Origin of the sequence: Nocardioides sp. Kera G14, assembly GCF_020715565.1 — a bacterium.
Lineage (GTDB): Bacteria > Actinomycetota > Actinomycetes > Propionibacteriales > Nocardioidaceae > Nocardioides.
Genome location: NZ_CP085839.1, coordinates 302,562 through 327,867, shown reverse-complemented (window position 1 = coordinate 327,867; position 25,306 = coordinate 302,562). Strand labels below are relative to the sequence as shown.

Annotated in this window: 24 protein-coding genes and 3 tRNA genes; 16 read left to right on the top strand and 11 right to left on the bottom strand. The window is 68.7% G+C overall.

Annotated elements, in window-relative coordinates; translation table 11 throughout:
• Positions 1 to 2: 2 nt before the first annotated feature.
• Both sigK and LH076_RS01645 read left to right on the top strand, forming a co-directional pair.
• Positions 3 to 620: an ECF RNA polymerase sigma factor SigK gene (gene sigK, locus LH076_RS01650; RefSeq protein ID WP_227782239.1), complete on the top strand. Its 618-nt coding sequence runs from the start codon at positions 3 to 5 to the stop codon at positions 618 to 620.
• Positions 617 to 1,354, top strand: coding sequence for an anti-sigma factor domain-containing protein (locus LH076_RS01645; RefSeq protein WP_227782237.1), 738 nt, complete (start codon positions 617 to 619; stop codon positions 1,352 to 1,354). Before sigK ends, LH076_RS01645 begins: the two co-directional genes overlap by 4 nt.
• Before the next feature lie 27 nt (positions 1,355 to 1,381).
• On the opposite strand, the gene LH076_RS01640 is transcribed toward LH076_RS01645, so the two are convergent.
• Entirely contained in the window at positions 1,382 to 2,539 is a 1,158-nt protein-coding gene (locus LH076_RS01640; protein ID WP_227782236.1) for a DUF4185 domain-containing protein, read from the bottom strand.
• 37 nt (positions 2,540 to 2,576) lie between these two features.
• Here LH076_RS01640 and LH076_RS01635 point away from each other — a divergent pair, with 37 nt between their 5' ends.
• Positions 2,577 to 3,518 carry a hypothetical protein gene (locus LH076_RS01635; protein WP_227782234.1) on the top strand — a complete coding sequence of 314 codons (942 nt, stop codon included), beginning with the start codon at positions 2,577 to 2,579 and terminating at the stop codon, positions 3,516 to 3,518.
• Positions 3,519 to 3,568: 50 nt separating this feature from the next.
• Here LH076_RS01635 and LH076_RS01630 read toward each other — a convergent pair.
• A tRNA-Asp gene (locus tag LH076_RS01630) sits at positions 3,569 to 3,642 on the bottom strand.
• Positions 3,643 to 3,783: 141 nt separating this feature from the next.
• On the opposite strand from LH076_RS01630, the gene LH076_RS01625 reads away from it, so the two are divergent.
• From LH076_RS01625 to LH076_RS01610, 4 genes are read left to right on the top strand one after another with little or no spacing between them, the layout of a single operon-like run.
• A complete protein-coding gene (locus tag LH076_RS01625) occupies positions 3,784 to 4,410 on the top strand; it encodes a TetR/AcrR family transcriptional regulator (RefSeq protein ID WP_227782233.1) in 627 nt (208 codons plus the stop codon).
• Positions 4,410 to 5,660: an NADH:flavin oxidoreductase/NADH oxidase family protein gene (locus LH076_RS01620; protein WP_227782232.1), complete on the top strand. Its 1,251-nt coding sequence runs from the start codon at positions 4,410 to 4,412 to the stop codon at positions 5,658 to 5,660. Before LH076_RS01625 ends, LH076_RS01620 begins: the two co-directional genes overlap by 1 nt.
• A gap of 11 nt (positions 5,661 to 5,671) precedes the next feature.
• Positions 5,672 to 6,130 (top strand): SRPBCC family protein, encoded by a 459-nt coding sequence (locus LH076_RS01615; protein ID WP_227782231.1) that lies wholly within the window; start codon positions 5,672 to 5,674, stop codon positions 6,128 to 6,130.
• 3 nt (positions 6,131 to 6,133) lie between these two features.
• Positions 6,134 to 8,656, top strand: coding sequence for a molybdopterin-dependent oxidoreductase (locus LH076_RS01610; protein WP_227782230.1), 2,523 nt, complete (start codon positions 6,134 to 6,136; stop codon positions 8,654 to 8,656).
• Between the two features lie 7 nt (positions 8,657 to 8,663).
• On the opposite strand, the gene LH076_RS01605 is transcribed toward LH076_RS01610, so the two are convergent.
• From LH076_RS01605 to LH076_RS01595, 3 genes are all read right to left on the bottom strand, one after another.
• Positions 8,664 to 9,182 (bottom strand): hemerythrin domain-containing protein, encoded by a 519-nt coding sequence (locus LH076_RS01605; protein WP_227782228.1) that lies wholly within the window; start codon positions 9,180 to 9,182, stop codon positions 8,664 to 8,666.
• Between the two features lie 226 nt (positions 9,183 to 9,408).
• Positions 9,409 to 9,669 (bottom strand): metal-sensitive transcriptional regulator, encoded by a 261-nt coding sequence (locus tag LH076_RS01600; protein WP_227782227.1) that lies wholly within the window; start codon positions 9,667 to 9,669, stop codon positions 9,409 to 9,411.
• Complete coding sequence (locus tag LH076_RS01595; RefSeq protein ID WP_227782225.1) at positions 9,653 to 10,069, bottom strand: DUF302 domain-containing protein; 417 nt, start codon at positions 10,067 to 10,069, stop codon at positions 9,653 to 9,655. The genes LH076_RS01600 and LH076_RS01595 overlap by 17 nt, the downstream gene beginning before the upstream one ends.
• Before the next feature lie 91 nt (positions 10,070 to 10,160).
• Here LH076_RS01595 and LH076_RS01590 point away from each other — a divergent pair, with 91 nt between their 5' ends.
• The 3 genes from LH076_RS01590 to LH076_RS01580 all read left to right on the top strand — a co-directional run bounded on the left by LH076_RS01590 (position 10,161) and on the right by LH076_RS01580 (position 14,037).
• Positions 10,161 to 12,293: an MMPL family transporter gene (locus LH076_RS01590; RefSeq protein ID WP_227782224.1), complete on the top strand. Its 2,133-nt coding sequence runs from the start codon at positions 10,161 to 10,163 to the stop codon at positions 12,291 to 12,293.
• Between the two features lie 26 nt (positions 12,294 to 12,319).
• On the top strand, positions 12,320 to 12,697 hold the full coding sequence (locus LH076_RS01585) for a carboxymuconolactone decarboxylase family protein (protein ID WP_227782223.1): 378 nt from the start codon (positions 12,320 to 12,322) through the stop codon (positions 12,695 to 12,697).
• 728 nt (positions 12,698 to 13,425) lie between these two features.
• On the top strand, positions 13,426 to 14,037 hold the full coding sequence (locus LH076_RS01580) for a DUF305 domain-containing protein (RefSeq protein ID WP_227782222.1): 612 nt from the start codon (positions 13,426 to 13,428) through the stop codon (positions 14,035 to 14,037).
• A 72-nt stretch (positions 14,038 to 14,109) separates the two neighbouring features.
• On the opposite strand, the gene LH076_RS01575 is transcribed toward LH076_RS01580, so the two are convergent.
• The 3 genes from LH076_RS01575 to LH076_RS01565 all read right to left on the bottom strand — a co-directional run bounded on the left by LH076_RS01575 (position 14,110) and on the right by LH076_RS01565 (position 15,678).
• A complete protein-coding gene (locus LH076_RS01575) occupies positions 14,110 to 14,514 on the bottom strand; it encodes a four-helix bundle copper-binding protein (protein WP_227782221.1) in 405 nt (134 codons plus the stop codon).
• 151 nt (positions 14,515 to 14,665) lie between these two features.
• On the bottom strand, positions 14,666 to 15,274 hold the full coding sequence (locus LH076_RS01570; RefSeq protein WP_227782220.1) for a DUF305 domain-containing protein: 609 nt from the start codon (positions 15,272 to 15,274) through the stop codon (positions 14,666 to 14,668).
• 2 nt (positions 15,275 to 15,276) lie between these two features.
• On the bottom strand, positions 15,277 to 15,678 hold the full coding sequence (locus LH076_RS01565) for an ArsR/SmtB family transcription factor (RefSeq protein WP_227782219.1): 402 nt from the start codon (positions 15,676 to 15,678) through the stop codon (positions 15,277 to 15,279).
• A 288-nt stretch (positions 15,679 to 15,966) separates the two neighbouring features.
• Between LH076_RS01565 and LH076_RS01560 the strand changes: the two genes are divergently transcribed.
• Both LH076_RS01560 and LH076_RS01555 read left to right on the top strand, forming a co-directional pair.
• Entirely contained in the window at positions 15,967 to 16,278 is a 312-nt protein-coding gene (locus LH076_RS01560; RefSeq protein WP_227782218.1) for a hypothetical protein, read from the top strand.
• A gap of 39 nt (positions 16,279 to 16,317) precedes the next feature.
• Positions 16,318 to 17,562 carry a permease gene (locus tag LH076_RS01555; RefSeq protein WP_227782217.1) on the top strand — a complete coding sequence of 415 codons (1,245 nt, stop codon included), beginning with the start codon at positions 16,318 to 16,320 and terminating at the stop codon, positions 17,560 to 17,562.
• A 716-nt stretch (positions 17,563 to 18,278) separates the two neighbouring features.
• Here the strand turns inward: LH076_RS01555 and LH076_RS01550 are convergent.
• Positions 18,279 to 18,351, bottom strand: a tRNA-Glu gene (locus LH076_RS01550).
• 117 nt (positions 18,352 to 18,468) lie between these two features.
• Between LH076_RS01550 and LH076_RS01545 the strand changes: the two genes are divergently transcribed.
• From LH076_RS01545 to LH076_RS01535, 3 genes are all read left to right on the top strand, one after another.
• Positions 18,469 to 20,607 (top strand): MMPL family transporter, encoded by a 2,139-nt coding sequence (locus tag LH076_RS01545; RefSeq protein ID WP_227782216.1) that lies wholly within the window; start codon positions 18,469 to 18,471, stop codon positions 20,605 to 20,607.
• A gap of 1 nt (position 20,608) precedes the next feature.
• Complete coding sequence (locus tag LH076_RS01540) at positions 20,609 to 21,229, top strand: TetR/AcrR family transcriptional regulator (protein ID WP_227782211.1); 621 nt, start codon at positions 20,609 to 20,611, stop codon at positions 21,227 to 21,229.
• Between the two features lie 36 nt (positions 21,230 to 21,265).
• Positions 21,266 to 21,339, top strand: a tRNA-Phe gene (locus LH076_RS01535).
• Between the two features lie 297 nt (positions 21,340 to 21,636).
• Here the strand turns inward: LH076_RS01535 and LH076_RS01530 are convergent.
• Positions 21,637 to 22,479, bottom strand: a complete 843-nt coding sequence (locus LH076_RS01530; RefSeq protein WP_265333819.1) for an IS3 family transposase — start codon at positions 22,477 to 22,479, stop codon at positions 21,637 to 21,639.
• 29 nt (positions 22,480 to 22,508) lie between these two features.
• Positions 22,509 to 22,790, bottom strand: a complete 282-nt coding sequence (locus tag LH076_RS01525; RefSeq protein ID WP_227781116.1) for a transposase — start codon at positions 22,788 to 22,790, stop codon at positions 22,509 to 22,511.
• A gap of 202 nt (positions 22,791 to 22,992) precedes the next feature.
• On the opposite strand from LH076_RS01525, the gene LH076_RS01520 reads away from it, so the two are divergent.
• Complete coding sequence (locus tag LH076_RS01520; protein ID WP_227782210.1) at positions 22,993 to 25,191, top strand: CocE/NonD family hydrolase; 2,199 nt, start codon at positions 22,993 to 22,995, stop codon at positions 25,189 to 25,191.
• The last annotated feature ends 115 nt before the right edge of the window (positions 25,192 to 25,306 follow it).

The window sequence follows — 25,306 nt, the reverse complement described above, 5'->3', positions numbered from 1 at the left end:
ACATGGACCACCTGCACGCCGTACCCGACGGCTCCTCCTCGGAGGAGCCGTCGGGTGCGGCGCCCGCACAGCCGGACCTCGCGGCACTGCTCGCGCGGGCCTCGCGCGGTGACGAGGCCGCCTTCGCCCTGGTCTACGACGCCGTCGCCGGCCGTGCCTACGGCCTCGCCGTCCAGGTCGTCCGCGACCCGGCCCAGGCCGAGGAGGTCGTCCAGGAGGCGATGCTCGAGCTGTGGCGTACGTCGGCGCGGTTCGATCCCGCCCGCGGCTCGGCCCTCTCCTGGGTCCTGACGCTCGTGCACCGACGCGCGGTCGACCGGGTCCGCTCGGCCGAGTCCGCGAGTCGGCGTGACGTGACCTATCACGAGCAGAACCGCACCGTGGAGCACGACACCACCGCCGAGGAGGCACAGGCCCGCCTGGAAGCTCAACGGGTCCGCACCGCCCTCGGCACCCTGACAGAAGTCCAACGGGAGGCGATCGAACTCGCCTACCTCAAGGGCTACACGCATACTGAGATCTCCCGCATGCTCGACCTCCCGATCGGAACCGCCAAGACCCGGATCCGGGACGGGCTGATCCGGCTGAGGGACACACTGGGAGTGGGAGCCGGGAGATGAACATCGACATCCACCTGCTGTCGGGGGCGTACGCCGTCGACGCGCTCGACCCGCAGGAGCGGGCCGACTTCGAGGCACACCTCGCCACCTGCGCCAGCTGCCAGGCCGAGGTCGCCAGCTTCCGGGAGGCGGGCAGCTCGCTCGCCGCCCTCTCCACGACGACGCCGCCGCCGGAGCTCCGCGACCGGGTGCTCTCCTCCATCGCCACCGTCCGGCCGCTGCCGCCCGAGATCGAGCCGGACTCGACAGTGCCGGCGGCTCCCGCAGCCACCGTCACCCCGCTCCGCCCGCGCCGCTGGTGGGCCGGCACCTCACTGCTCGTGGCCGCAGCCGCCGTCCTGGTGCTCGGCCTGGTGTGGCACCCGTGGGTCGACGACAAGCCGAGGGACCTCGTCGCCGCCGTCCTCACCGCGCCCGACGCGCAGCGCTTCGACCAGCTGCTGCCCGACGGCGGCAAGGTCAGCCTCTACCGCTCGGTCTCCCTCGACCGCTCCGCCGCCGTCGCCTCGAACCTGCCAGCGCTGCCGGACGGGAAGGTCTACGAGCTCTGGTACCAGGACCCGACCGGCACGATGGTGCCTGCCGGCCTGATGCCGGACGAGCCCGACGGTCGCCTCGCTCTCAAGGGCTCTGCTGCCGAGGCCACCGCGGCCGGCATCACGGTCGAGCCCGCCGGTGGCTCCGACAAGCCGACCAGCAACCCGATCGCACTCTTCGGCTTCGCCAAGAGCTGAGCCTCCACGCATCGCCGGGATGGCGGGTCAGGGAAGCGGCACCCGGAGGAAGTGGGGCCGGTAGAGGAACGGATCCTCAGCCACCTTGCCGACGTCGGTGTTGTTGCGGCTGTAGGAGACGACGACCGTCCCCGGCTCGGGCAGCAGGTCCGGGTGCGCGAGCGGCATGTAGCGCAGCTCGCTCGAGCCCGACGGGATCTTCGCGGCGACCGGTCCCGCGACCCAGGGACCGGTCGGCGCGGGTGCCTTCCAGACGACGAGGTCGGAGCCGACGAACTCGTCACGCTTGCTGACGGCGTACCAGCTGCCGGCCTGTTCGAAGACGCTCAACGTCTGGGAGACACCGCCGACGGCAGGGATCAGGACCGCCGCCTTCGACGGCGACCGACCCCAGGCCGAGCCGTTCCAGTAGCGCCACTTCGAGAGGTCGAGGATGTCGTCGGCGCGCACCCGCGCCACCTGCAGCGAGTAGCCGAAGACCAACGGTTGACCGGAATTCGCCGTCCCATAGAGGTAGACCCAATCGCCTTGGACGGCGACTGCGGCGCCCCACGCCGGACGCGCGCGGTCGGTGTCGTCAGGACCGATGTCCTCCACCTGCAGCAGCTGCGGCACGCCGCCCGTCGGGACGATGAAGACGGCGACCGCCGGCCCCAGGTTGTGGAAGGCGAAGGCGTCGCCGACCTTGCCGTCGTCGGAGCGCACCCTGTTCGCGGTGACACCGATGAGGTCGTAGCCGGCGCGCGCCACCTTCGCGATCGACATCGGCCAGTAGCCGACGCCGTCGCCGCGGTCGGGGATCACCGCGCCGTGCGAGGCGGGCACGACGACGGAGGCGCACGAGGTGTCGAAGACGAGCATCGAGTTGCGCACGAAACGCGACCCCCCGGAGGTCGCCTGCAGGGTGTCGCCGAAGACCCAGAGCCTGCGTCCGTCCGAGAGCTCGACGTCCGCCCCGACGTCGGCGCCCTGGAACTCGCCGCCGCCGCGGAGCGAGCCGACGAGCGTGTTGAGCCGGTCGACGTCGGTCGCGGGGCTGAAGGGGATGCAGCGGGTCTCGCTCGCCCGCGATGGAGCCGCGACGGAGGCAGCCTCGCGGTCGGGAAGGAGCGTGATCAGGGCGACGGCGAGCACCATGGTCGGCACGATCACGAGCAGCACCTGCGTGCGCCATCCCACCCTCACGCGCCCATCATCCCCGAGACACGCCTAGGGTCTGGCCATGACCAGCGCGCACCGCAACCGCGCCGCGCACGCCTGGCTCGCCGTGCTCGGGCTGGCCGCCGTGGCCGCAGCGGTGCTGGCCTGGACGCTCCCCTCCGCCACCCCCGTCGGCGCGCGACTGGTCATCGTCGCCCCGCCGATCGTCTCGACCGCACTCGTGGAGAACGCCAACGCACTGTCCGGCCGCCCGTTCGACGCGCGGGCTGACGACTCCGAGGAACGGGCGCTGGACGACGTACGGCATGGGCGGGCCGACGCCGCCGTCGTGGTCGACCTGCTCAAGGACGCTGACGCGCTTCACGTCTCCGCGGCCGTCGGGACCGAGGGGCGGCGCGCGCTGGAACAGGCCGTCGAGGAGGTCGAGAGCGGTCTCGGCCGCACGCTCCACACGTCGACGGTGCCGGCGCAGCACGACCACCGGATCCCGTACGTCGTCACGCTGGCCACCCTCGTCCTCGGTTTCCTCTGCGCCGTGGTGGCGACGTGGCGCCGGGGCACGTTCGAGACGACCCTGCGTGCCGGCGTCGTGCGGGTCGCCGGGTTCACCGCGGTCGGCCTGGTCGCCGCGGTAGCGTGCCTGGCGTGGCCGTGGCCGCTCCAGCTCGTCGTGCTCCTGCTCGTCGTCGCTGCCGCGATCACCACCACTGCACTCGAGGCGCTGCTCGGCCTCGGCGGCCTCGCCGTGTCGGCGATGCTCTTCCTGCTCGTCGCAGCTCCGCTGGGCCGCTTCACCCCGGCGCTCATGGTGCCGGAGCCGTGGCATGCCATCACCCCGTGGTTCCTGCACGGCTCCGGTCTGCAGCTCGCCTCCGACGCCCTGCTGGACGGCGGCGCCGGCACGCCTCGCGCCTGGGCGATCGTCACCGCGTGGATCGTCGTGCCGATCCTCACGCTCTCCGTCGCCCGGGCCCGCCGGCCTGGAGAGCAACCAAGGAAGTGAGCCGGTGAAATGACAGAAGCCGCTCAGTCTCCTGAGCGGCTTCTGGTCGGCGACCCCGACGGGACTCGAACCCGCGGCCTCCGCCGTGACAGGGCGGCGCGCTAACCAACTGCGCTACGGGGCCAGGTTGTGTTGCTGCGCTCTCTTTCAAGAGCGAGGGAACTGTATCTGAACGTCTCCGGAGATTCCCAATCGGGGCCTCGAGAGACCGGATCGCGAAACTGGACCTTGTGTTCTAGATCTGTTGTTCCATTATCCTGGCTCCATGGCGCGCCCTCGACTGCACTCCCTCGACGACCTGCTCGACGTCGCCGAGCAGCTCGTCACCGTCGGTGATCCGGCGGGCCTCACGCTGCGCACGCTGGCCACGAGTGCGGGGGCGTCGAACGGCACGATCTACCATGCCTTCCGCTCCAAGGAGGAGCTGCTCGCGCGGCTCTGGCTGAGGGCCACGGAGCGGCTCGGTGTCCTCATGGAGGAGGCCATCCGCGAGGTCGGCGAGGCGGGCGAGCCGCAGGACGCCGTGGTGGCCGTCGCCCTCTCCCCCGTGCGGCTCGCGCAGCGCCACGCCTCGAGTGCGCGCCTCTTCTTCGGCCAGCGCAGCGACCAGCTCTTCTCCGCCGACCTGGCCCCGGAGGTGGTCGACGAGCTTGCCGCACAGCAGAAGCGCTTCACCGGTCTGCTCGTCGCACTCGCGCAGGGTCTGTGGGATCGCCGCGACGGTGTGGCGGTCGAAGCCGTCGTTGCGTGTGTCGTCGACGTACCTGGCGGCCTGCTGCGGCGCCTCCTCATGCAGGGCCGCGAGCCCGACCAGGCCACCGAGGAGCGCATCGAGGCGGCCGTCCGCGCGATCCTCTCGCTCCCCCTCGACCCTCCCCGGAAGAAGGCCTGATGACTGCCACACGCACCACGACCGACCTGCGCGCGCTCGCCGAGCCGTTCGAGCTGCCCAACGGGTTCGTGATCCCGAACCGCCTCGTCAAGGCGGCCCTCAGCGAGGGCCTGGGGCGCAAGGACTTTTCGCCGGGCAGCCGGATCGACAACCTCTACCGCCGCTGGGCCGACTCGGGGGTCGGCCTCTCCGTCACCGGTAACGTCATGGTCGACCGGCACCAGACCGGTGAGCCGGGCAACGTGGTGGTCGAGGACCGCCGGGACCTCGACGACCTCGAGCGCTGGGCCGCAACCGCGAAGGCAGGCGGATCCAAGGTGTGGGTGCAGATCAACCACCCCGGTCGCCAGATCCCCCGCACGGTCGGCACCCACCCGGTGGCCCCGTCGGCGATCGCACTGCCGGGCAGCGCCAAGCTCTTCGCCACGCCCCGCGCCCTGAGCCGCGGCGAGGTGAAGGACATCATCCGCCGCTTCGCGACCACCGCCGAGATCGTCGTCGAGGCCGGCTTCGACGGCGTCCAGATCCATGGTGCTCACGGCTACCTGATCAGCCAGTTCCTCTCGCCGCTCTCCAACCGGCGCACCGACGACTGGGGCGGGACGCCCGAGAAGCGCCACCGCTTCGTGCTCGAGATCGTCCGCGCGATGCGCGAGCGGGTGGGTGCTGAGGTGCCCGTCGGCATCAAGCTCAACTCCGCCGACTTCCAGAAGGGCGGCTTCTCCGAGGACGAGTCGATCGAGGTCGTCCACAAGCTCGCCGAGGAGGGCATCGACCTGCTCGAGATCTCCGGCGGAACCTACGCGACCTCGGCGATGCTCGGCGTCGACCCGTCCCTCAAGGAGAGCACCCGCAAGCGCGAGGCCTATTTCATGGCGTACGCCGAGCGCGTCCGTGCCACGCTCCCCGAGCTGCCCCTGATGCTCACCGGCGGCTTCCGCACCGCCGACGGCATGGTGGACGCACTCGAGTCCGGCGCGATCGACCTGGTCGGCCTCGGTCGGCCGCTCTGCGTCGACCCCGACTTCCCCGCCGAGGTGCTCGCCGGACGGACTGACGAGAGTGTCGTCGTACCGCACCGGACAGGGCTCCGCCTGCTCGACAACCTCACCGAGATCACCTACTACAGCGTCCAGCTGTGGCGGATGGGCAACGGCAAGGAGCCCGCGCCCGACCGGCACCCGGCCCTCAACGTCGGGCAGTACCTCCTGCACAACGGGCTCGAGAGCCTCCGACCGAAGCGCGCCTGAAAGGAAGCCCGATGCAGACCATCTCCCTCTCCAAGGTGATCCCCGCCCCGATCGACATCGTCTTCGACGAGTACACCGACCACGAGCGGCTCTCCGAACTGCCGATGGCGATCTCCTCCAAGGTCACCACGCCCGGCCACACCGAGAAGAACGGCCTGGGCGCGGTCCGCCGGCTCAACGCCGGTGCGATCCAGCTGCGGGAGGAGATCACGGCCTTCGAGCGGCCGCACCTGATGGAGTACCGGATCACCTGGTCGTTCCCGAAGGCTCGCCACGACCTCGGCCGGGTGGAGTTCACCGAGGTGCCCGGCGGCACGCGCGTGGACTGGAGGACCGTCTTCACCGTGGAGCTGCCCCTCGTCGGCGGTCTCGCAGACCCGGCCTTCAAGGTGCTGTTCAGCGGCGTCTTCAAGACCGTGCTGCACCAGGTCGAGAAGCGCTCCGTCGCCCGTGCACAGAGGGAGAGCTGATCCATGACCACCTACCTCGGGACGCCCGGCGTGGGCGAGCCGACCTGGCAGAAGAGCGCCTGCATCCTGTGCGAGTGCAACTGCGGCCTCGAGATCCAGGTGGCCGACGGCCGGCTGGCGAAGATTCGCGGCGACAAGGACCACGTCTCCTCGCAGGGCTACACCTGCGAGAAGCCGCTGCGCCTCGACCGCTACCAGAGCAGTCGGGACCGGCTGAGCTCCCCGCTGCGTCGCCGTGGGGACGGCACGTACGAGGAGATCGACTGGGACACGGTCATCTCCGAGATCGCCGCGCGGTTGACCGCGGTCAGGGAGACGTACGGCGGCGAGCGCATCCTCTTCTACGCCGGAGGCGGCCAGGGCAACCACCTGCCGGCGGCCTACGGGCAGTCGCTGCGCGCGGCGCTGGGCACCAAGTACTACTCCAATGCGCTCGCGCAGGAGAAGACCGGCGAGGCGTGGGTCGACGGCCAGCTCTACGGCACCCACACCAAGGGCGACTTCGAGCACGCCGAGGTCGTCATGTTCCTCGGCAAGAACCCGTGGCAGACGCACTCCTTCCCCCGGGCACGGCCGGTGCTGCGCGAGATGGCGCGTGATCCCGAGCGGGCCATGATCGTGGTCGATCCGCGCCGGAGCGAGACCGCCGAGCTCGCCGACTTCCACCTCCAGGTCCGGCCCGGCACCGACGCGTGGCTTCTCGCCGCGATGCTCGGCGTCCTCGTCGAGGAGGACCTGCTCGACCACGCGTTCATTGCCGAGCACACCGACGGAGCCGACGAGGTGCTCGCTGCGCTGCGGGACATCCCGGTGTCGGCGTACGCGGAGAGGTGCGGGGTGCCCGAGGACCTGATCCGTGCCGCCACCCGGCGCTTCGCCACCGCGAAGAGTGCCGCGACCTACGAGGACCTCGGCACCCAGCAGGGGCCGAACAGCACGCTGACGTCGTACCTCAACAAGCTGCTCTGGATCCTGACCGGAAACTTCGGCAAGCCCGGCACCATGGCGCTGCACTCGTGGTTCGTCTCGCTCGCGGGCGCCCCACCGGCCGATCCGCGACGTCAGCCTCGGCCGAGCTCGACTGGGGTGAAGAAGCTGACGAAGAAGGCGCTCGCCCGTGGCGTCGCCTCCGGCGCCAGTGCCCTCTCACGTACGACGTCGTTGGCCTGTGCCTCCCCGCTTCCCGGCGGCGCCACCAATGCCGTGGCGCGCCAGTTGCTCGCTCGGCTCGCACCGGTGCTCAGCGACATGCTCACCGCGGAGGCCTATCCGCGGGCCGAGCGCACCACGCCGGTCACCGGCGCCCGCGTCATCGCCGGCATGATCCCGGCCAACTCGATCGCCGAGGAGATCCTCACCGACCACCCCGAGCGGCTGCGGGCGATGTGGATCGACAGCTCGAACCCGGCCCACTCGCTGCCGGACTCCGAGCGCTTCAAGGAGGCGATGCGCGCCTGCGACCTCACGGTCGTCGTCGACGTCGCCTTCACCGAGACTGCACGCACGGCGGACTATGTGCTGCCGGCGTCGAGCCAGTTCGAGAAGTGGGAGTGCACCTTCTTCAACATGGAGTTCCCGCACAACTCGTTCCAACTGCGGGGCCCCGTGGTCGATCCCCTGCCCGGAACCCTGCCGGAAGCCGAGATCTACGCCCGTGTGATGCGGGAGCTGGACGCCGTGGACGAGGCGCTGTTGGCCCGGCTGCGAACCGCGCTCGAGGCCGGCACCGACGCCTTCGCGCTGGCTTTCTTCTCCGCCGCCACCGCCGACCCAGCGCTGCTGCGGATGGTCGGTTACGTGCTCTACGAGACGCTCGGCCTCACCCTGCCCGATGGGGCCCGCGCCGCCGCGATCCTGTGGGGCGCCTCCCATCTGTGCAGCCTGCAGTATCCCGACGCCGTCGCCCGTGCCGGCTTCACGGGCCCGGCACTCGACGCCGGACAGCAGCTCTTCGAGGCGATCCTGCGTGAGCGCTCGGGCGTGACGTTCACCGTCGACGAATGGGAGAACGCGTGGGACTACGTCAGACGCAGCGACAACCGCTTCACCATCGCGATCCCCGAGCTCCTGCCGGAGTTGCGCGCCCTCGCCGAGACGCCCTCGTCGTGGACCACCGAGGAGTTCCCCTTCGTGCTGATGGCCGGCGAGCGCCGGGCGTTCACGGCCAACGACATCATCCGCGATCCGTCGTGGCGTCGTCGCGACGCGGGCGGTGCGCTGCGGATCAGCCCTCTGGACGCGCAGCGCCTCGGCCTTGCGTCCGAGTCCCTGGTCCGCGTGACGACCGAGACCGGCTCCGCCGAGGTCGGCGTGGAGATCACCGACATCATGCAGCCGGGCCACGTCTCGCTCCCGAACGGCCTGGGCACCGACTACCCCGACGAGAACGGCGAGCGGGTCCGCACCGGCGTCGCCCTCAATGAGCTGTCCGGAGCGAGGCGCCGGGACAAGTTCGCCGGGACGCCGTGGCACAAGTACGTCCCCGCCCGGGTCGAGGCGGTCATGGGACCGAGGCGCATCCAGTGACTCAGTCTCAGCCGTGCTGCTCCACGTACTCCTCGGGGTCCTTGTCCACCGGCTTGACTCCACCCCAGTGCTTGGCCTCATAGGCCACGAACTTCAACGCGATCTCGTGGCGGGTCTTCAGGTCGGCATGCAGCCGGAAGTCGGCGAGGTCCTCGCGCTCCTCCTCGCCCATGTGGTCGTCATTGGCCTCACGTGCCTCACGGACGCCCTCCCACCAGCCGTCACTGCCCACCGGGTTGTCGTCGGCCTTGCGGATGCCGTCGCGGATCTCGTTGTGATCCTTGATCGCATCCTCGGTCTCCGCCTCGGGACCATCCTGGTCGGTGCCCGGGGCGCCCTGCCCGAGGCGCAGCACCTCGGGATAGAAGTAGAGCTCCTCAGCCTCGGCGTGCACCTCGAGGAACGCCTTCAGCCGGCTCCACAGCGCACCAAGCGTCTCGGTGTCCGCGGGCGGGATCTCATCGAGCAGCGCGAACTGGCGGCGCTGCTCCTGGTGCTGGAAGAGGATCAGTTCGGTGATGTCCACGGTTCCTTTGTACCCCGTACCGGATTCGAACCGGCGCTACCGCCGTGAAAGTCGAAAAATTGGCCGATGTGACCGTGACGGTCACGATCGAAAATCGATGAAACCGCAGGTCAGAGGCCATTTTCCGGGGTTCTGTTGCCATTTTGTTGCCACCCGCGGCTCAGCCGGGGCCGCGAGCGGCCTCTTCACAGCGCGTCGCAGGCTAGGACAGCGACGCGAGTGCGCCTCACGCAAGGGCGAGGAAGAGCTTCTCCATCTTCTTGGTGTCGACGCTTTCACGCCCGCCGTCCGCTAGGCATTTCTCGAGCCCCGTCGCCACCAGTGCGTAGCCACCCCGGCTGATCGCCTTGTTCACCGCAGCGAGCTGCGTCAGTGCGTCCTCGCACTCCGATCCCTCTTCGAGCATGCGGATCACCGCAGCGAGGTGGCCGTTGGCCCGCTTGAGGCGGGTGATGATCGCCTTGGTCTCGTCAGGCTCGAGTCGCATGGGGGTCCTCCACATCTCCGGTGAGAGCACTCATCATTCCCGACAGCCGCGCCCTCGCGTCGGCGGCCACTCCGGCCAGAGCCGGACTGAACTGCGTCATCACGGCTGGGTCGAAGACCTCGACCGTTGCTCCCCCGACGGCTGCGGCCACCACGACGTTGCAGGGCAGAAGCGTGGCTACCCGGCTGTCGAGCTCCAGAGCTTGGTGGGCGAGTGCCGGCCGACAGGCCCCCAGGATGATCCGCGGCTCGATCTCGACGCCGAGCTTGGCGCGGAGCGTTGCCGCAAGATCGATCTCGGTCAGTACGCCGAATCCCGCGTCGGCCAGCAGTTCACGCACGCGCTCGACCGTCTGGTCGTACGGCGTCACGACGCTGGCACTCAAGGTGAAGTGGTTCATCTGGTTCTCCTCGTGACAACTTGCTCATCCCCCTGGGGGGTTCTGTATGGTCGTCATCATATCCCCCTAGGGGGTTACGAAGGGAGCTCCCATGACCACCACTCACGCCCGCACCTCGCATCCCGGCCTGCTCGGCCGCATCGGCCTCGCTGTGCTCCGCCACCGCAGGGCCACTGCTGTTATCTGGCTGCTCGTCGTGATCGGCTTCGGTGCCTTCGCGCCACGGGTCGAGACGTCCCTCTCCGGCGCGGGCTGGCAGGCCAGCGGCTCCGAATCGGTCCAGGCCCGTGATCTCGGGCAGCAGCACTTCGGTGGCAACGCAAGCTCCGCCCTGCAGGTGGTGGTCCACAGTGACAGCTCCCCGCTCACGACGGCTGCCGGCCAGCAGGTGCTCACTCAGGTCGAGCAGATCCTGAGGAGTGACCATCGGATCGCCTCGGTCATCGCGCCGCGGCCCGGCGCCACGCTCAGCGCGGACGGACGCACGGCGATCGTCATCGGCGGCGCCGGCTCCAGCACCAACGACATGGTGCGGGTCGCCAAGGCCCTGAAGGCGCCGCTGACCAGTCTCTCCGGCAACGGGATCGAGGTCACCCCCACAGGGGCCTCCCAGCTGTGGTCGGACTTCAACGCCGCCAATCTCGAGGCGATGCTGGAGTCGGAGATGCTGTCTTGGCCGGTGACGTTGGCGATCCTTGTCCTCGCGTTCGGTGCGCTGGTCGCTGCCGGCCTGCCTCTCCTGCTGACGATGGCCGGGCTCGTGGCCTCGGCCGGCTCGCTCGTGTTGATCAACGAGGTGGTGCCGGTCTCGATTTGGGCGATGAACTTCGCGATGATGTTCGCCCTCGCGCTCGGCATCGATTACGCCCTGTTCCTTGTGGTCCGGTTCCGCGCCGCTCGCGCTGTGCCGGGCGTTACCAGAGAGCACGCGATCGCGGAGACGATGGACACCGCCGGCAAGGCCGTCTTGCTCTCGGGCGCCACTGTGCTGGTGTCCCTCTCCGCGGTCGAGATCGTGCCTTCCCCGGCGTTCCGCTCGATGGCCGGCGGCATCATGCTCGCGGTCGTCTTCGTGCTGGCAGCCACCCTCACGTTGCTGCCCCTAGTGCTGGGGAAGCTCGATACCCGGATCAACAAGCTGGCTCTGCCCTGGGCCCGCGTCAGTGCGCACCGCTCTCCGCGCTTCGAGAAGTGGGGCATGCAGCTGTGGCGCCGACCGATCGCGTACGGCGGCGTGGCACTGATCGTGCTGCTCGCCCTCGCCGCACCCGTTCTTGGTCTGCGCACCGCGATGCCCTCGATCAAGGTGCTTCCCTCCGATGCTCCGGCGCGGATCGGCTACGACCGGGTCCAGGCCGAGTTCGGTCTGGGCGCACCCGGGGTACTCCAAATCGTCGCCCCGGCCTCCGAGGCGAGCGCGGCTGCCAAGACAATCGCGACTGATCCCGGCATTGCTCTCGCGATGCCGGCCGCGACGGCCGTCGATGGTGCGGCGTACTCGATCATCCAGGCCGTGCCGAAGGTCGACCCTTCCGACGCGGCCTTGGGGCAGACCGTGGACCGGTTGCGCGCCGATCTCCCCGAGGGCGTTCTCGTCGGGGGCGCCGCGGTGGAGAACCTCGACCTCAAGACCCAACTCGACCGCTCCACCCCGTGGGTGATCGGAATCGTCCTCGGTCTGGGCTTCCTTCTGCTCCTGGTCGCACTGCAGGCGCCGCTGATTGCACTGCTCGGCACCGTGGTCAGCCTGCTGTCGACCGCAGCTGCGTTCGGCGTCGCGCGCCTGGTTTTCCAGGACGGCCACCTCTCCGGACTCTTCAGCTTCGAGCCGCAGGGCTTCCTCGACGCCTGGGCCCCGGTGTTCTTCTTCGCGATGATCTTCGCCATCGCGATGGACTACACCGTCTTCCTGCTGGCCTCGGCCAAGGAACACTGGGAGAAGACCGACGACCCCAAGGAGGCCATGGTCGGTGCCGTCGCCCACTCCGGGCGGGTCATCTTCGCCGCCGGGGCCGTGATGGTGGCGGTCTTCTTCACCTTCTCGCTCTCCGGGCCGCTGCCACCTAAGGAGATGGGCATCATCCTGGGCATCGCCGTCCTGCTCGACGCCTTCCTCGTCCGGCTGGTGCTCCTTCCGGTCCTGCTGCGGTTGACCGGCCGCGCCGCCTGGGCCAGCCCTGGCTGGCTACGACGGATCCTGCCCACCATCCGGTTCTCCCACTGACCCGCTCACAGTTGAAGGAAATCTCGATGACCCACCACTCCGCCCACGGCAAAACGGTCCTGACGGAGCTGTCGTCGCTCAGCCGCGAGCTCCGCCGCGCCATCCCCGACGTCCACAAGGGCTTCGGCGCCCTCTCGCAGGCCGCCTTCGCCGATGGCACCTTGGAGAAGAAGACCAAGGAGCTCATCGCGCTCGCGATCGGCGTGGTCGAGGGCTGCGACGGCTGCGTCGCGTCCCACGCCCAGTCGGCAGTCCGCGCCGGCGCCACACGCCAGGAGGCGGCTGAGGCCATCGGCGTCACCTTCCTCATGCACGGCGGCCCGGCCACCGTGCACGGTGCTCGCGCCTACGACACCTTCTGCGAGTTCGCTGACGCCCTTGATGCCGGCGAAACCCCCGCCTGACCTACCCCTCTCCGAAAGGAAGCACCTCATGTGCCGATCCGTCCGTTGCAAGACCTGCTCCAAGACCACCTGGGCCGGGTGTGGCCAGCACGTCGCCGACGTCAAGGCGTCCGTACCTGCCACGCAGTGGTGCGCCGGTCACCCGAAGGGTGAGCCCCGAAGGGCTGGATGCGGCGCCGCTTCGGCCACTGAGCCGCAGGGCGCAGTGCAGCGCTCCGTAGAATCGAGGACCGTGACAGCGAAGGCCTCGAGGAAGCCGCTGGGCCTACCTCCAGCGCTTCTCGCGCTGGTCATCGCGGCGCTCGTGGCAGGCATCTTTGGTATGCACGGCCTCGTCACCGGAAGCGGATGCTCAACTGGCGACCACGCTGCCATGCAGGCAGCCACTGCGGAGAATCCGCCGGCGGCGGACGTCCATGCAATGGCGGGGCCAGCGACGGCGTCATCTGCAGCGCGTACGACCGACTGTGGTACCGAGTGCATGCTGATGTTGTGCCTGGCCATGTTGACGGCGGCGGCCGGCGCGCTGCTGGGACTGCTGGCTCTACGCAGGCTCCGGGTCCGGATCCGACCACTCCGAGCCCCGCGCTCGTCCCCGCCGTCCCCCATGCACACCCGCGTCCGAGCGGGACCACCGTTCGTCTGGGAGTTCTCCGTCATCAGGTGCTGAGGGGCGGCTGCGCCGACCACCTCATACCCAGATGACCAACAACTCCAAGGAGAACAACATGAAGCACCCCCTCACGTCACTCGTCGGCGTACTCGCACTAGGCCTCACCCTGACCCTCACCGGTTGCGGGAGCGACAACTCCGACTCCGGCATGGCGATGGACGGAACCAGCGCTCCGGCCGCCGACACCGGCCACAACGAGGCCGATGTCAGCTTCGCCACAGAGATGATCCAGCACCACAAGCAGGCGCTCGACATGGTCGAGATGACGTCTGGCCGTCAACTCGATCCGGCGGTCCGGACGCTCGCCGATGACATCAAGGCAGCGCAGGCTCCGGAGATCCAGACCATGAACGGCTGGCTGAGCTCGTGGGGCACCTCCACTCCTAGTGCCTCGGCCAGTCACGACATGGGCGACATGGGCGACATGGAGTCGATGCCCGGCATGATGACCGACGACGAGATGAGTTCGTTGGAGAAGGCGCCCGACGCCGACTTCCAGAAGATGTGGCTCCAGATGATGGTCAAGCACCACCAAGGCGCAGTGCAGATGGCCCAGACCGAGCAGAACGGCGGCGAGTACCAGCCCGCCGTCGACCTGGCCGGCAAGATCATCGCCGACCAGAACAAGGAGATCGCAACCATGACGCAGCTCATCGCGTCCAGCTGACGAACAGCGCTGCGCGCAAGGGCGGCCCCCGATTCCAGAGGATCAGGGGCCGCCTTTGTTGCGGACCGGCAGTCAGCCCAGCGTGGCGAGCAGGTCGCGGCAGGCCTGCTCGCAGCGGCGGCACGCCTCGGCGCAGATCTTGCAGTGCTCGTGCATGTCAGCGTGGCTGCCGCACTCGTCACCGCAGGCCTTGCAGGCGGCGGCGCAGGCTTCGAGGAACGCGCGAGTGAGGTTGGCGTCGTAACCGGTGTGCCGGGACAGCGCGTTGCCCGTCGTCGCACAGATGTCCGCGCAATCGAGGTTCGTGCGAATGCACTTCGTCAGCTCGGCGACCATGTCCTCCGAAAGACAGGCGTCCGCGCAGGCCGTACAGGTCTGCGAACACTCGAAGCAGGCCTCGATGCACTCCGCCAGCTTCTCGCGATCGACTCCGCCGAGGTCCTTCGGGTAGGCCTCGAGCATCTTGGTGTGAGTCATTGCGTTCCTCCCGATGCGACAGCGTCGGTGACCCGTTGGCGCACCCATCGGTCCCGCTGCCCCGTCTCGATTCAGGTACCCCGCGTCTTACAGCCGGATCCGTGCGGCCGCACGGATATCAACCTCGGCACTATCGGCGGCGGATTCGGACTCAACGCGACGGGCAGGTGCGCTCCGCGGCCCGGCTGAAGTCCGGGACCGGTCGAGCCTCGGCATCCGCCGCGGATTCAGCGGCTCCGTTGCGCTTGATGTCATCGATCAACCAGTCCATCTCGAGGATCTCCTCACGCTGCGACTTGCTGATCTCCTGCGCCAGCTCACACACACGCACGTCATCGAGGTGCGCGCGCTCGGAGCGGGTGATGGCGAGCGAGTGGTGGGGGATCATCGACTTCATGTAGCCGGTGTCTCCGACGAGCACTTGGCTGCGGTCCAGCGCCACGCCAGCCGCGAGAAGCAGCAGGCTGGCGATGACGACGGCGACGTTGACCTTGGTGTTCGAGTACATCTTCCACATCCAGGCCAGCATCACTATCCCCATAGCGCCACCCATGGTGAGCGCCATGAAGATGCGGCTCTCGCTGAGCCGGACGTGACTCCACTGGTAGGTGCCGGCGAACATCGCGGCATACATGACCACCATCGCGGTCAGGAGCATGGCACCGAACCGGAGGTACATGCCCCGCTGGTGGCCGCTGTGCTGCATCGGCCCGTCCTCGTGACTCATGCCGTGCTCGTGACTCGTGTCCTGCGACTCCATGGCTAGCGCCCTTCCTCGTCTTCCTCGATCGTGCGGCGTGACATCTCGATCAGCTGACGCAGGCAGTGCTCGCGCAGCGGCTCTGGAAAGCCGTCGGCGAGTCGGTAGAACACCATCCGGCCCTGCCTGCGCGGGGCCACCAGGCCAGCAGTGCGCAGAAGGCGGAGCCCGTAGGAGGCGGCGTCCTCGCTGATGCCGAGTGCAAGGGCCAGGTCACCGACGCACAACTCGTCTGCGACGTCGAGGGCATAGAGCAACCGGGCCCGAGTCGGATCGGCCATCAGCGTCAGGACGCTGGCGAGCCGGTCTCCCTCCTCTGCGTTGGGCAGCCGCTCACGGGCGCGGGCAACGCGTTCGGGGGTCGACCGGATGCGAATGACGCCCCGAACGCTCCTTCGGGTCACCGTCCCGCATCCCATCTCCTCCGTTCTTCGAGACGTCTTGTTCAACGAAAGGGTTACCCGCCCATCCGCCCGATATCCGTACGACTGCACGGATATCGGCAGTCAGCGTCGCGCGGCAGCCGCGTCGGGTGAACGAACAAGTGCCCCGACGTACGATCACCTGACGATTGCCTCGCGGCAGTCACCCGAGGAATTGCAGCGAGGAGGGGCCATGCTCCGTTCGACAGCCACGGTCGTACCACCCGAGCCGGTCGCTACCGCGACCAGCTCGCCAGCCACGGCGCCGGCATGCTGCGCCACCTCCACCAGCGAGACCGCACCGGCGGCCCGCCGATCCGCGAGGCGACGGTCACCGACGGGGCCGTGGTGCTCGAGCTCGTCTGGGGACGCTGCTTCATCACCGCCACCGACGCAGCCCTGGTGCTCACCGCTGATGTCGCCGTCGTCATCGCCGTCCACGTCGGCCTCGGCGCCGTCTTGCTGCGCGAGGGGTGGGCCTGGTGGGCGCTCGTCGCAGCCTGCCTCCTCATGGTGCTCAAGCTGGTCGTCGCCCGTCATGTGTCGGCCTCGTTGCACCGGCATGGCTCGCGTGGTCTCTAGCCGATCGCCGGTTTCGCCCCTGGTGGCACGGTGGACCCCATGAATGTGATCGACGCTGTTCTCGATGCTCTCGGCATGGCCGGGTCCATGGCGTGGCAGATCACGTGGTCGCTCATCCTCGGCTTCGTCCTGTCGGCGATCGTGCAGGCCGTCGTACGACGTGAGGCCATCGCCCGCGCCCTCGGGGACGACCGCCCCTCCACCCTGGTGAAGGCGACCGGGCTCGGGATCGCCAGCTCCTCGTGCTCCTACGCCGCGGTGGCGCTGGCGCGCTCCCTCTTCCGCAAGGGCGCGAGCTTCACCGCGGCGATCGTCTTCGAGCTCGCCTCGACCAACCTCGTCATCGAGCTCGGCATCATCATGGCGCTGCTGCTGGGCTGGCAGTTCACGCTGGCCGAGTTCGTCGGTGGTCCGATCATCATCGTCTTGGTGGCCATCTTCTTCCGGCTCTTCGTCCACGGGCCTCTGGTGGACGCGGCACGAGAGCAGGCTGAGAAGGGACTGGCCGGCTCGATGGAGGGCCACGCCGCCATGGACATGAGCGTCGACGGCGAGGGGTCGTGGTGGCAGCGGCTTCGCACGGGCGCCGGCTTCACATCGGTCTCCCACATCTACGTGATGGAATGGGCCGCGGTCGTGCGAGACATCGTCATCGGGCTGCTGATCGCGGGCGCGGTGGCGGCCTGGGTGCCGGACTCGTTCTGGCGCCACCTCTTCGCCGCCGACCACCCGGTGCTCTCCGCGGTCGTGGGGCCGATCGTCGGGCCGATCATCGCGATCCTCAGCTTCGTCTGCTCGATCGGCAACGTCCCGCTGGCCGCGGTGCTCTACAGCGGCGGGATCAGCTTCGGCGGCGTCGTGTCCTTCATGTTCGCCGACCTCATCATCATCCCGATCCTCGTGATCTACCGGAAGTACTACGGCACCCGCATGACGCTGGTCCTGCTCGGCGGCTTCTACGCGACCATGGTCATCGGCGGGTACGTCGTCGAGCTCCTCTTCCACGTCCTTCGGTTGGTGCCCGCACACGCGTCGACCCATGTGGTGGAGCAGGGCATCTCCTGGAACTACACGACCTTCCTCAACATCATCGCCCTGCTGCTGACCGCCGCCCTGCTCGTGCGGTTCTTCGCCACCGGTGGTCGGCAGATGCTCGCCATGATGGGCGGCTGCCCCGACGACGTGAGCGGTCACGAGCACGGCGGCGAGCACGGCCAGCAACACGGTGACCCCGATGGACACGTCCGCAGCCAGCACGAGCACAGCCAGCACGACCACGGTTAGGGTCGGGCGAGCCGACCGGATGGCCGCAGAACGTGGGCGTGCCGCGAAGACTCCTCAGCCCAGCCGTCGCCACTCCAGGAAGCTCCCGGCCCTGGCAGGCCCGCGAGGGATTCGGGACTGAGTCTTTGACGGTCAGCGGGTCGCCGCTTCTCGGCCGTTTAGCGAGCAGCGCAGCACTGGCACGCTCGGCGCCCACCGCCTCTGAGTCGTTGAACATCCTCGTCGAAGAGTGCGCGGCGTCCTTCGGGGTCAGCAGCGTGCCGAGCGACTTCGACAACTCCTTGCCGTCGGGGCTGACCCCTCCGATGAGCTTGATCGCCCCGGAATGCGCGTCCCCTCGCCAGTACTCCCCCAAAACCATCCCGCAGATCGCATCCGATGAGGCGATGCCTGCCTGGACGAAGAGGCTGATCGCGGACTTCGGAGTCTCGGCGCGCACGGGCACCGCAACCGCGTGGAACTCGTGTGCGTCACGAAGCCACAGCAAGGCATCAGCACGGTTCGTCGCCTGCGTCTTGCCCGAACCGCGACTCACGGACTCACGCTGCCTCCCACGTCGGGGCCAGCAGGTCGATGCCGTCAGCCTCCACCGAGGCTCGCAACGAGCCGTTCGACCTGCCCGGTGTTGCCATTTCGTTGCCACGGGGCGTTCCAGCGGGTGATGACGACGGCGCCCTGATCAGCGTTTCCACAGGTCAGAGGGACCTTTCGATCGGTACCCCGTACCGGATTCGAACCGGCGCTACCGCCGTGAAAGGGCGGGGTCCTGGGCCGCTAGACGAACGGGGCGGCACTCCCGTCAGCCTTCGACCGCGGGAGCGCGGCAAGTCTAGGGGGAGGGAAGAGGACCAGACCAATCAGACCCGAGGATTGACGACGTTAAGTTAACGACGTTAAGAATGATCCATGTTCTCCCGGATCACCGCTCTGGTGCTCGCCGCGCCCCGCCGCATCCTCGCGGCCGGCGTCCTGTTGCTGATCGTCGGCGCCGCGCTCGGCGCACCCGTGGCCAGCCACCTCAAGGCCGGAGGCTTCACCGTCCCCGACGCCGACTCGACCGTCGCGGCCAATCAGCTGGACGAGCACTTCGACGGCGGCTCGGCCAACCTGATCCTCCTCATCAGCGCGCCGGGCGGCGCGGACACGGATGCGGCGCGGGCCGCCGCAGAACGCGTGACCGACACGCTGAGCAGCAAGGCGGACTGGGTCAGCAACGTGTCGTCGTACTGGTCGGCGAGTGAGCAGGAGAAGCCGCTGCTGCGCTCCAAGGACGGGTCGCAGGCACTCGTCCTCGCGCACGTACGGGGTGACGACGACGAGGTGCAGAGCCGCGGCGAGTGGTTCGCCGACCACCTCAACACGAAGGTCGATACCGCCACGATCAAGGTCGGCGGGGCCGCAGCGACGTACGGCGCCGTCACCGACCAGACGACGAAGGACCTCACTCGCGCCGAGCTCATCTCCATCCCGCTCACGGCGATCGCGCTGATCCTCGTCTTCGGCTCGCTGGTGTCGGCCGCGATCCCGCTCAGCATCGGCATCCTCGCGATCGTCGGCACACTGGCGATCCTTCGTGGGCTCGCCGCGATCACCGACGTCTCGATCTACGCGATGAACATGACGACGGCGCTGAGCCTCGCGCTCGCCATCGACTACAGCCTCTTCATGGTCAGCCGCTTCCGCGAGGAGCTCGCCCGTGGCAGGGACATCGCCGAGGCCGTCACCACCACCGTCAGCACGGCAGGGCGCACCGTCTTCTTCAGCGCCTGCACGGTCGCCCTCTCCCTGGCGGCCCTCGCCGTCTTCCCGCTCTACTTCCTCCGCAGCTTCGCGTACGCCGGCATCGCGGTCGTCGCGATCGCCGCAGCCGCCTCGCTCCTGATCCTTCCCGCGCTCCTCACCCTGCTCGGCCACAAGGTCAACGCCCTCAAGGTGCGGCGCATCCACGCCGACCGGCCGGCGGAGCAGACCTTCTGGTTCTCCCTGGCCAGCAAGGTGATGCGACGACCCGTGATCTTCGGCGCGACCGTCATCGCGATCCTGCTGCTCCTCGGCTCGCCGTTCCTCAGGGCGGCGTTCGGCTATCCCGACGACCGCGTCCTGCCGACCGCCCAGATCTCGCGCCAGGTCGGTGACACCCTGCGCACCGACTTCGCCACCAACGCGGCCAGCGCACTCAACGGCGTCACGGTGTCCGGGGGCGCGGACAGGAGCGCGATCGCCTCCTATGTCGACAGCCTCAAGAAGGTCGACGGCGTCGACGGCGTCAGCGCCATCCCCAAGGACGACGCGGTCCGTTTCGACCTCAGCAGTGACGTGGACCCCTTCTCCCACAAGGGGATCCAGCTCGTGCGGGACATCCGGGCCGTCGACGTACCCGCCGATATGGGTGACGTGCACTGGACCGGCTGGGGGCCGTTCAACGTCGACGCGATCGACGGCATCGCCGCCGGACTGCCCTGGGCACTCGGCCTGATCGCCCTGACCACGTTCTTGATCCTCTTCCTCTTCACCGGGTCGATCGTCGTGCCGCTCAAGGCACTGATCCTCAACCTCTTCAGCCTCACAGCCACGTTCGGCGCCATGGTGTGGGTCTTCCAGGAGGGCCACCTCTCCTCGGTCCTGGGGTTCACGCCCGCCGGCTATCTCGTGGCGAACATGGTGGTGCTGATGTTCTGCCTCGCCTTCGGGATGTCGATGGACTACGAGGTCTTCCTGCTCTCGCGCATCCGCGAGGAATGGGTCCACTCCGACCACACCCACGAGGCCAACACCCGCGCCGTGGCCCTGGGCCTCGGAAGGACCGGCCGGATCGTCACCGCCGCAGCGGCACTGATGGCGATCGTCTTCGCCGCGATGGTCACCTCGAAGGTCCTCTTCATGCAGTTGTTCGGCCTCGGACTCACCCTGGCCGTGCTGATGGACGCCACCCTCGTCCGCGGCATCCTCGTGCCCGCCTTCATGCAGCTCATGGGCCGCGCCAACTGGTGGGCCCCACGCCCGCTCGCCCGCCTCCACGACCGCATCGGCCTCAAGGAGGAGTGACGTGGTCGGTACGTCGAGGCGCCGGTCACCCCGCGGCAGCGGCGAGCAACTGCGGGCGGAGATCATCGCCGCGGCACGGGAGCTGATGGCCGCCGCGCCGTCCTCCGACGCGGTCTCGATGCGTGCTGTCGCCCACGCGGTCGGCGTCACGCCGCCGTCGCTCTATCTCCACTTCGCCGACAAGGACGCACTGCTGTCGGCCGTGGTGATCGACGTCTTCGAGGACCTCGATGCGGCGATGGTCGCAGCTGCCGCGGGCGTCGAGGAGCCGCTGGAGCGGCTCTACGCCTATGCGATGGCCTACGTCCGCTTCGCCGTCGCCCATCCCGAGCACTACCGCCTGGCGACGATGGACCCGTGCCCGCGACCCGACATCGACGAGGTGCTCGCCGCCGGGGCGTGGACGCACCTCAACGAGGCCGTCTCCGCGTGCATGGACGCCGGACTCTTTCCCACGGGCGAGCCCGCCGAGACCACCCTCGACCTCTGGAGCACCGCCCACGGCTTCGTCTCGCTCCAGATCACGAAGCCCTTCCTGCCGTGGGGCGGTGACATCGAGACCGTCGCCCAGCGGGTCTTCGGAGCCGCCGTCCGAGGCCACCGGGCGCAGCCCGATTCGTAACCCGCGCTCCGACTCCGGTAATCTCTCCCCCGGCCCGGCCAGGTAGCTCAGTTGGTACGAGCGACCGACTGAAAATCGGTAGGTCGGCGGTTCGACCCCGCCCCTGGCCACAGGCAAGAAACGGTCCCTGACCTGCAGCGATGCAGATCAGGGATCGTTTGCCTTTTCCGCAATGCGTTCCCCGCGGAGCGACCGTGGTGTTCCCCTGGTGTTAGCGAGCGCGGCCGATCCGGGTCTCCTGACCACGGGGTGTGCGTTGACGAGACGCTCGATCAAATGGACCTTGACCCTGTCCGGCCCCGAAGATCTGGTCCAGCATCCGTGTGAGCTGCTGGTTGGTCCGACCCGGTTGGGACACCGGGGTCGGGTTGTTGCGACTGGTCCACGCGCAGTGGCGGTAGGGCCTCTCATCGGCTACCACCACCTAGGTTGTACGGAGTCGCTTCTTGGAGCATCTTGGCGTACGCCGCCGGGGTCTGTCCCTTCAAACTCCGATGAACTCGCATCGTGTTGTACTTCTCGGTCCAGGCGTCGACGACGAACTGGACCTCGAGGATCGAGTGGTAGACCTCGTGGCCGAAGAGTTCGCGCTCCATCGTGCCGTTGAACCGCTCGTTGATGCCGTTCTGCCACGGGCTGGCCTTGGCGATGAACACCCCGCGGACCTGCTGCTCCCCGAGCCAGTCCAGCAGGCTGTCGGCGATGAACTCCCGCCCGTTGTCGGCGCGGATCAGAGTCGGCTTCCCGTGAATCTCGAACAGCTTCTCCAGATGCTCGCGCACGCCCTTGGCGCCGATACCTCGGGCGACGTGGGACCCGAGCCCGACCCGCGTGAACTCGTCGATGACGTTGAGCACCCGCAACGGGCGCCCGTCACTGGTCCTGCGCTTGATGAAGTCATAGGACCAGACGTGATTGCGGTATCGCGCCGGCAGCCGACGCGTGGAGTTCGCGTCCTCACCCACCGCCTTCTGACCTGAGGCTTTCACCTTGCGCGGGGGCACTTGCAGCCCCTCGCGGCGCCACAACCGCTCGATGCGCTTCTTGTTCACCGGCCAGCCCTCAGCGACCAGCAGCCCGTGGATCATCCGATAGCCCCACTTCGGATGCTCCAGGCTCAACGCGTGCATCCGCTCCACCAGCTTGGCCTCCAGATCGGTGGGCCTCGGCTCGTAGCGATTGCTCGACCTGTGCTGCCCGACCAGCCGGCAGGCACGGCGCTCGCTGACCTTGTACTTCTTGATCAGCATCGCCACCGCGTCCCGCCGCCGGGCCGGGCTCAGAAGTTTCCCTTCGACAGATCCTTCAACATCGAGATGTCCAACGCCTGCTCGGCCACGATCCGCTTCAGACGGGCATTCTCCTGCTCCAGCGTCTTCAGCCGGATCGCCTCGTCCTCCTTCATCGCGCCGTACTTCTGACGCCACCGGTAGAACGTCTGCTCGCTGACCCCGAGCTTCTTGCACACCTGCGGGATCGTCGCGCCCTGGGCCTGGAGCTTCTCCGCATCACGCAACCGCGCGACGATCTGCTCCGGACTCAACCTCTTCGCTGCAGCCATCGAGTACTGACACCGGTCCTCTCACTTGTAGAGCAAGCCTCACAAGAACTGGACCGATCTACGGGGGGCCGCACACTCACAAGAACTGGACCGATCTACGGGGGGCCGCACACAGGCATATAAACCCGGCCAGAAATAGCCCAATCGGACTACAACCGCGCGTCCTCGCGGAACTCCGCGGGGGCATCGTCGTTCACCAGACATGACGCGGGTCACATCTCGGACACTCCTGGCACAGCTCCTCGGCACCCTCCTCGCCTTCGGCGGCCTCACGCTGGCCAGCCCGGCGGCCCCGGCGCACGCCGACACGTGGACGCAGCCGCCGGCCCAGTACACCAAGAGGGTCACGACCTCCGACATCGCGATCCCGCTGTCGGACGGGACGATTCTGCGTGGCGACCTGACCCTCCCGGCGGACGCAGACGGCACAGCGGTCCCGGGCACGTGGCCTACCGTCGTCACGCTCACGCCCTACAACAAGTCGGCGCCTCTGGTGAGCTCGGTTCTGGGCAAGGCGACGGGGACGGCGCTCGTCCCGTGGGGTTATGCGGCGTTGGTCGTCGACGTACGCGGCACCGGCTCGTCGGAGGGCCAGTGGTGCTCGTTCTGCACCCGCGAGAACCTCGACGGCAAGGAGGTCATGGACTGGGTCGTGCACCAGCCGTGGAGCAACGGCGTCACCGGCATGACCGGTGCCTCCTACATGGGCATCAACCAGATCTTCACCGCCGCCCAGCACCCGCAGGGGCTCAAGGCGATCTTCCCGATCGTTCCGGCGGCTGACGTCTACCGCGACGTCGTGGCCAGCGGCGGTGCGGTCGACTCCGGCTTCATCCCGTTCTGGCTCGGCCTCGTGACCGCCACCGGCATCATCCCGCCGGCGGTCACCGCCACCGATCCGTCCTCGGGCCTCACCGCACTCGTCGACCACCTCACCGACATCACGTCCTTCACCGCCCCGGTGCTGACCGGCGCGATGGCCGGGTCGGAGACGGCGTACGACGGCGACTTCTATGCCCAGCGCTCACCGATCAACGTCGTGGACCAGGTCGACGTGCCGACCTTCCTCGTCGGCGGCGAGTACGACATCTTCCAGCGCGGCACCCCGCTGCTCTTCGAGAACCTCCAGTCGCGCGGCGTCCCGGTGAAGCTGATCGACGGGCCGTGGACGCACATCCAAGGCGCCACCGGCGACGGCCTCGACGCAGCCGGCCTCGGCTCGCTCGACCAGCTGCAGCTGCGCTGGTTCGACCACTACCTCAAGGGCATCGCGGATCCGGGGCTCGACGCGATCAGCCCGATCACCTACTACGAGCAGGGCACCAAGGTCTGGCGCACGGCCCAGAAGTGGGTCGACCCGACCGACACCCGCGCCACCGTCATCCCGCTCGACGGCACGAAGACCGTGGCACCGCTCCCGACCCAGGGTCTCTGCTCCCGCTCCTCCAACCAGTGGGTCGCCGGGCTGCCCGGGATGGCGCAGCTCTTCAACTCACCGTGCTTCGACGACAACCGGATCAACGACGCCCAGGCCACCACCTGGACGACGGCCCCGCTGACGACCGCGCTGCCGATCCTCGGGCCGATCAACGCCCACCTCAACGTCTCCTCGCCCACCGGCGAGGGCATGCTCTCGGTCGCCGTCTCCGACGTCGCACCCGATGGGAGCGTCACGCGCCTCACCGGCGGCTGGCAGGTCATCTCGCACCGCGCGCTCGACACCTCCAAGAGCCGGATGCTCGACGGCCAGATCATCCAGCCGTGGCACCCCTACACCTTGGCCGCGCAGGCCGCAGCCGCGCCCAACGAGACGGTCCCGGTCGACGTCGAGGTCTTCCCCACCGGCGCCAGCATCCAGCCGGGCCACAGCCTGCGCCTCTCCGTGCAGGCGTACGACGTCCCTCACCTCCTCCCCACCCTGCCGGAGATCGGCGGGCTGCTCTCACCCCTGACGATCCACTCGACCCCCGACGACCCGTCGGTGCTGATCCTCCCGAGCCGCGACCGCACGTCGGCTGCCGAGACGCCCACCACGGGCGCGCCTGCCACCGGCACACCCAGCACCGGCACGCCCAGCACTCCGGCGACGAGCACGAGCACGAGCAGCGGCTCGATCCACACGGTCGCGGTGCCCAAGGCCGCCAGGAGCGCCCACCGCACGAGCCGGACGACGCTCCGCCTCCGCGGTCGCAGCCTCCACGTGCGGGTCCGCGGGACGAGCACCGGACGGGTCCGTGTCTACGTGGACGGGCGTCGCGTCGGCGTACGGCAGCTGAAGCGAGGGCGAGCGACGATCCGCCTCACCCGCACCGCTACCGGACGTCACACCGTGCAGGTCGTCTTCGTCGGCACGTCTCGGGTCAGGCCCTCAACCGGGACCCTCAGATGGCTCATCCGGTAGTCCGGGCGGCCGATCCCACGCCCGGACGGGTCATGCCCGATCGCTGTTGGTCCGGTGCAAAATGGACCAAGGTCCCGAAGTTCTCGGCGACGGTCCCAAAGGGTCCCTGCCAACT

Bases quoted from the DNA above. Each gene is read 5' to 3' on its own strand.
- LH076_RS01570 (WP_227782220.1), bottom strand. From the start codon at position 15,274: ATGGAGTCGCAGGACACGAGTCACGAGCACGGCATGAGTCACGAGGAC.
- LH076_RS01560 (WP_227782218.1), top strand. From the start codon at position 15,967: ATGCTGCGCCACCTCCACCAGCGAGACCGCACCGGCGGCCCGCCGATC.
- LH076_RS01610 (WP_227782230.1), top strand. From the start codon at position 6,134: ATGACCACCTACCTCGGGACGCCCGGCGTGGGCGAGCCGACCTGGCAG.
- LH076_RS01580 (WP_227782222.1), top strand. From the start codon at position 13,426: ATGAAGCACCCCCTCACGTCACTCGTCGGCGTACTCGCACTAGGCCTC.
- LH076_RS01555 (WP_227782217.1), top strand. From the start codon at position 16,318: ATGAATGTGATCGACGCTGTTCTCGATGCTCTCGGCATGGCCGGGTCC.
- LH076_RS01545 (WP_227782216.1), top strand. From the start codon at position 18,469: ATGTTCTCCCGGATCACCGCTCTGGTGCTCGCCGCGCCCCGCCGCATC.
- LH076_RS01575 (WP_227782221.1), bottom strand. From the start codon at position 14,514: ATGACTCACACCAAGATGCTCGAGGCCTACCCGAAGGACCTCGGCGGA.
- LH076_RS01530 (WP_265333819.1), bottom strand. From the start codon at position 22,479: ATGCTGATCAAGAAGTACAAGGTCAGCGAGCGCCGTGCCTGCCGGCTG.
- LH076_RS01615 (WP_227782231.1), top strand. From the start codon at position 5,672: ATGCAGACCATCTCCCTCTCCAAGGTGATCCCCGCCCCGATCGACATC.
- LH076_RS01620 (WP_227782232.1), top strand. From the start codon at position 4,410: ATGACTGCCACACGCACCACGACCGACCTGCGCGCGCTCGCCGAGCCG.
- LH076_RS01520 (WP_227782210.1), top strand. From the start codon at position 22,993: ATGACGCGGGTCACATCTCGGACACTCCTGGCACAGCTCCTCGGCACC.
- LH076_RS01595 (WP_227782225.1), bottom strand. From the start codon at position 10,069: ATGAACCACTTCACCTTGAGTGCCAGCGTCGTGACGCCGTACGACCAG.
- LH076_RS01525 (WP_227781116.1), bottom strand. From the start codon at position 22,790: ATGGCTGCAGCGAAGAGGTTGAGTCCGGAGCAGATCGTCGCGCGGTTG.
- LH076_RS01585 (WP_227782223.1), top strand. From the start codon at position 12,320: ATGACCCACCACTCCGCCCACGGCAAAACGGTCCTGACGGAGCTGTCG.
- LH076_RS01600 (WP_227782227.1), bottom strand. From the start codon at position 9,669: ATGCGACTCGAGCCTGACGAGACCAAGGCGATCATCACCCGCCTCAAG.
- LH076_RS01645 (WP_227782237.1), top strand. From the start codon at position 617: ATGAACATCGACATCCACCTGCTGTCGGGGGCGTACGCCGTCGACGCG.
- LH076_RS01590 (WP_227782224.1), top strand. From the start codon at position 10,161: ATGACCACCACTCACGCCCGCACCTCGCATCCCGGCCTGCTCGGCCGC.
- LH076_RS01635 (WP_227782234.1), top strand. From the start codon at position 2,577: ATGACCAGCGCGCACCGCAACCGCGCCGCGCACGCCTGGCTCGCCGTG.
- sigK (WP_227782239.1), top strand. From the start codon at position 3: ATGGACCACCTGCACGCCGTACCCGACGGCTCCTCCTCGGAGGAGCCG.
- LH076_RS01625 (WP_227782233.1), top strand. From the start codon at position 3,784: ATGGCGCGCCCTCGACTGCACTCCCTCGACGACCTGCTCGACGTCGCC.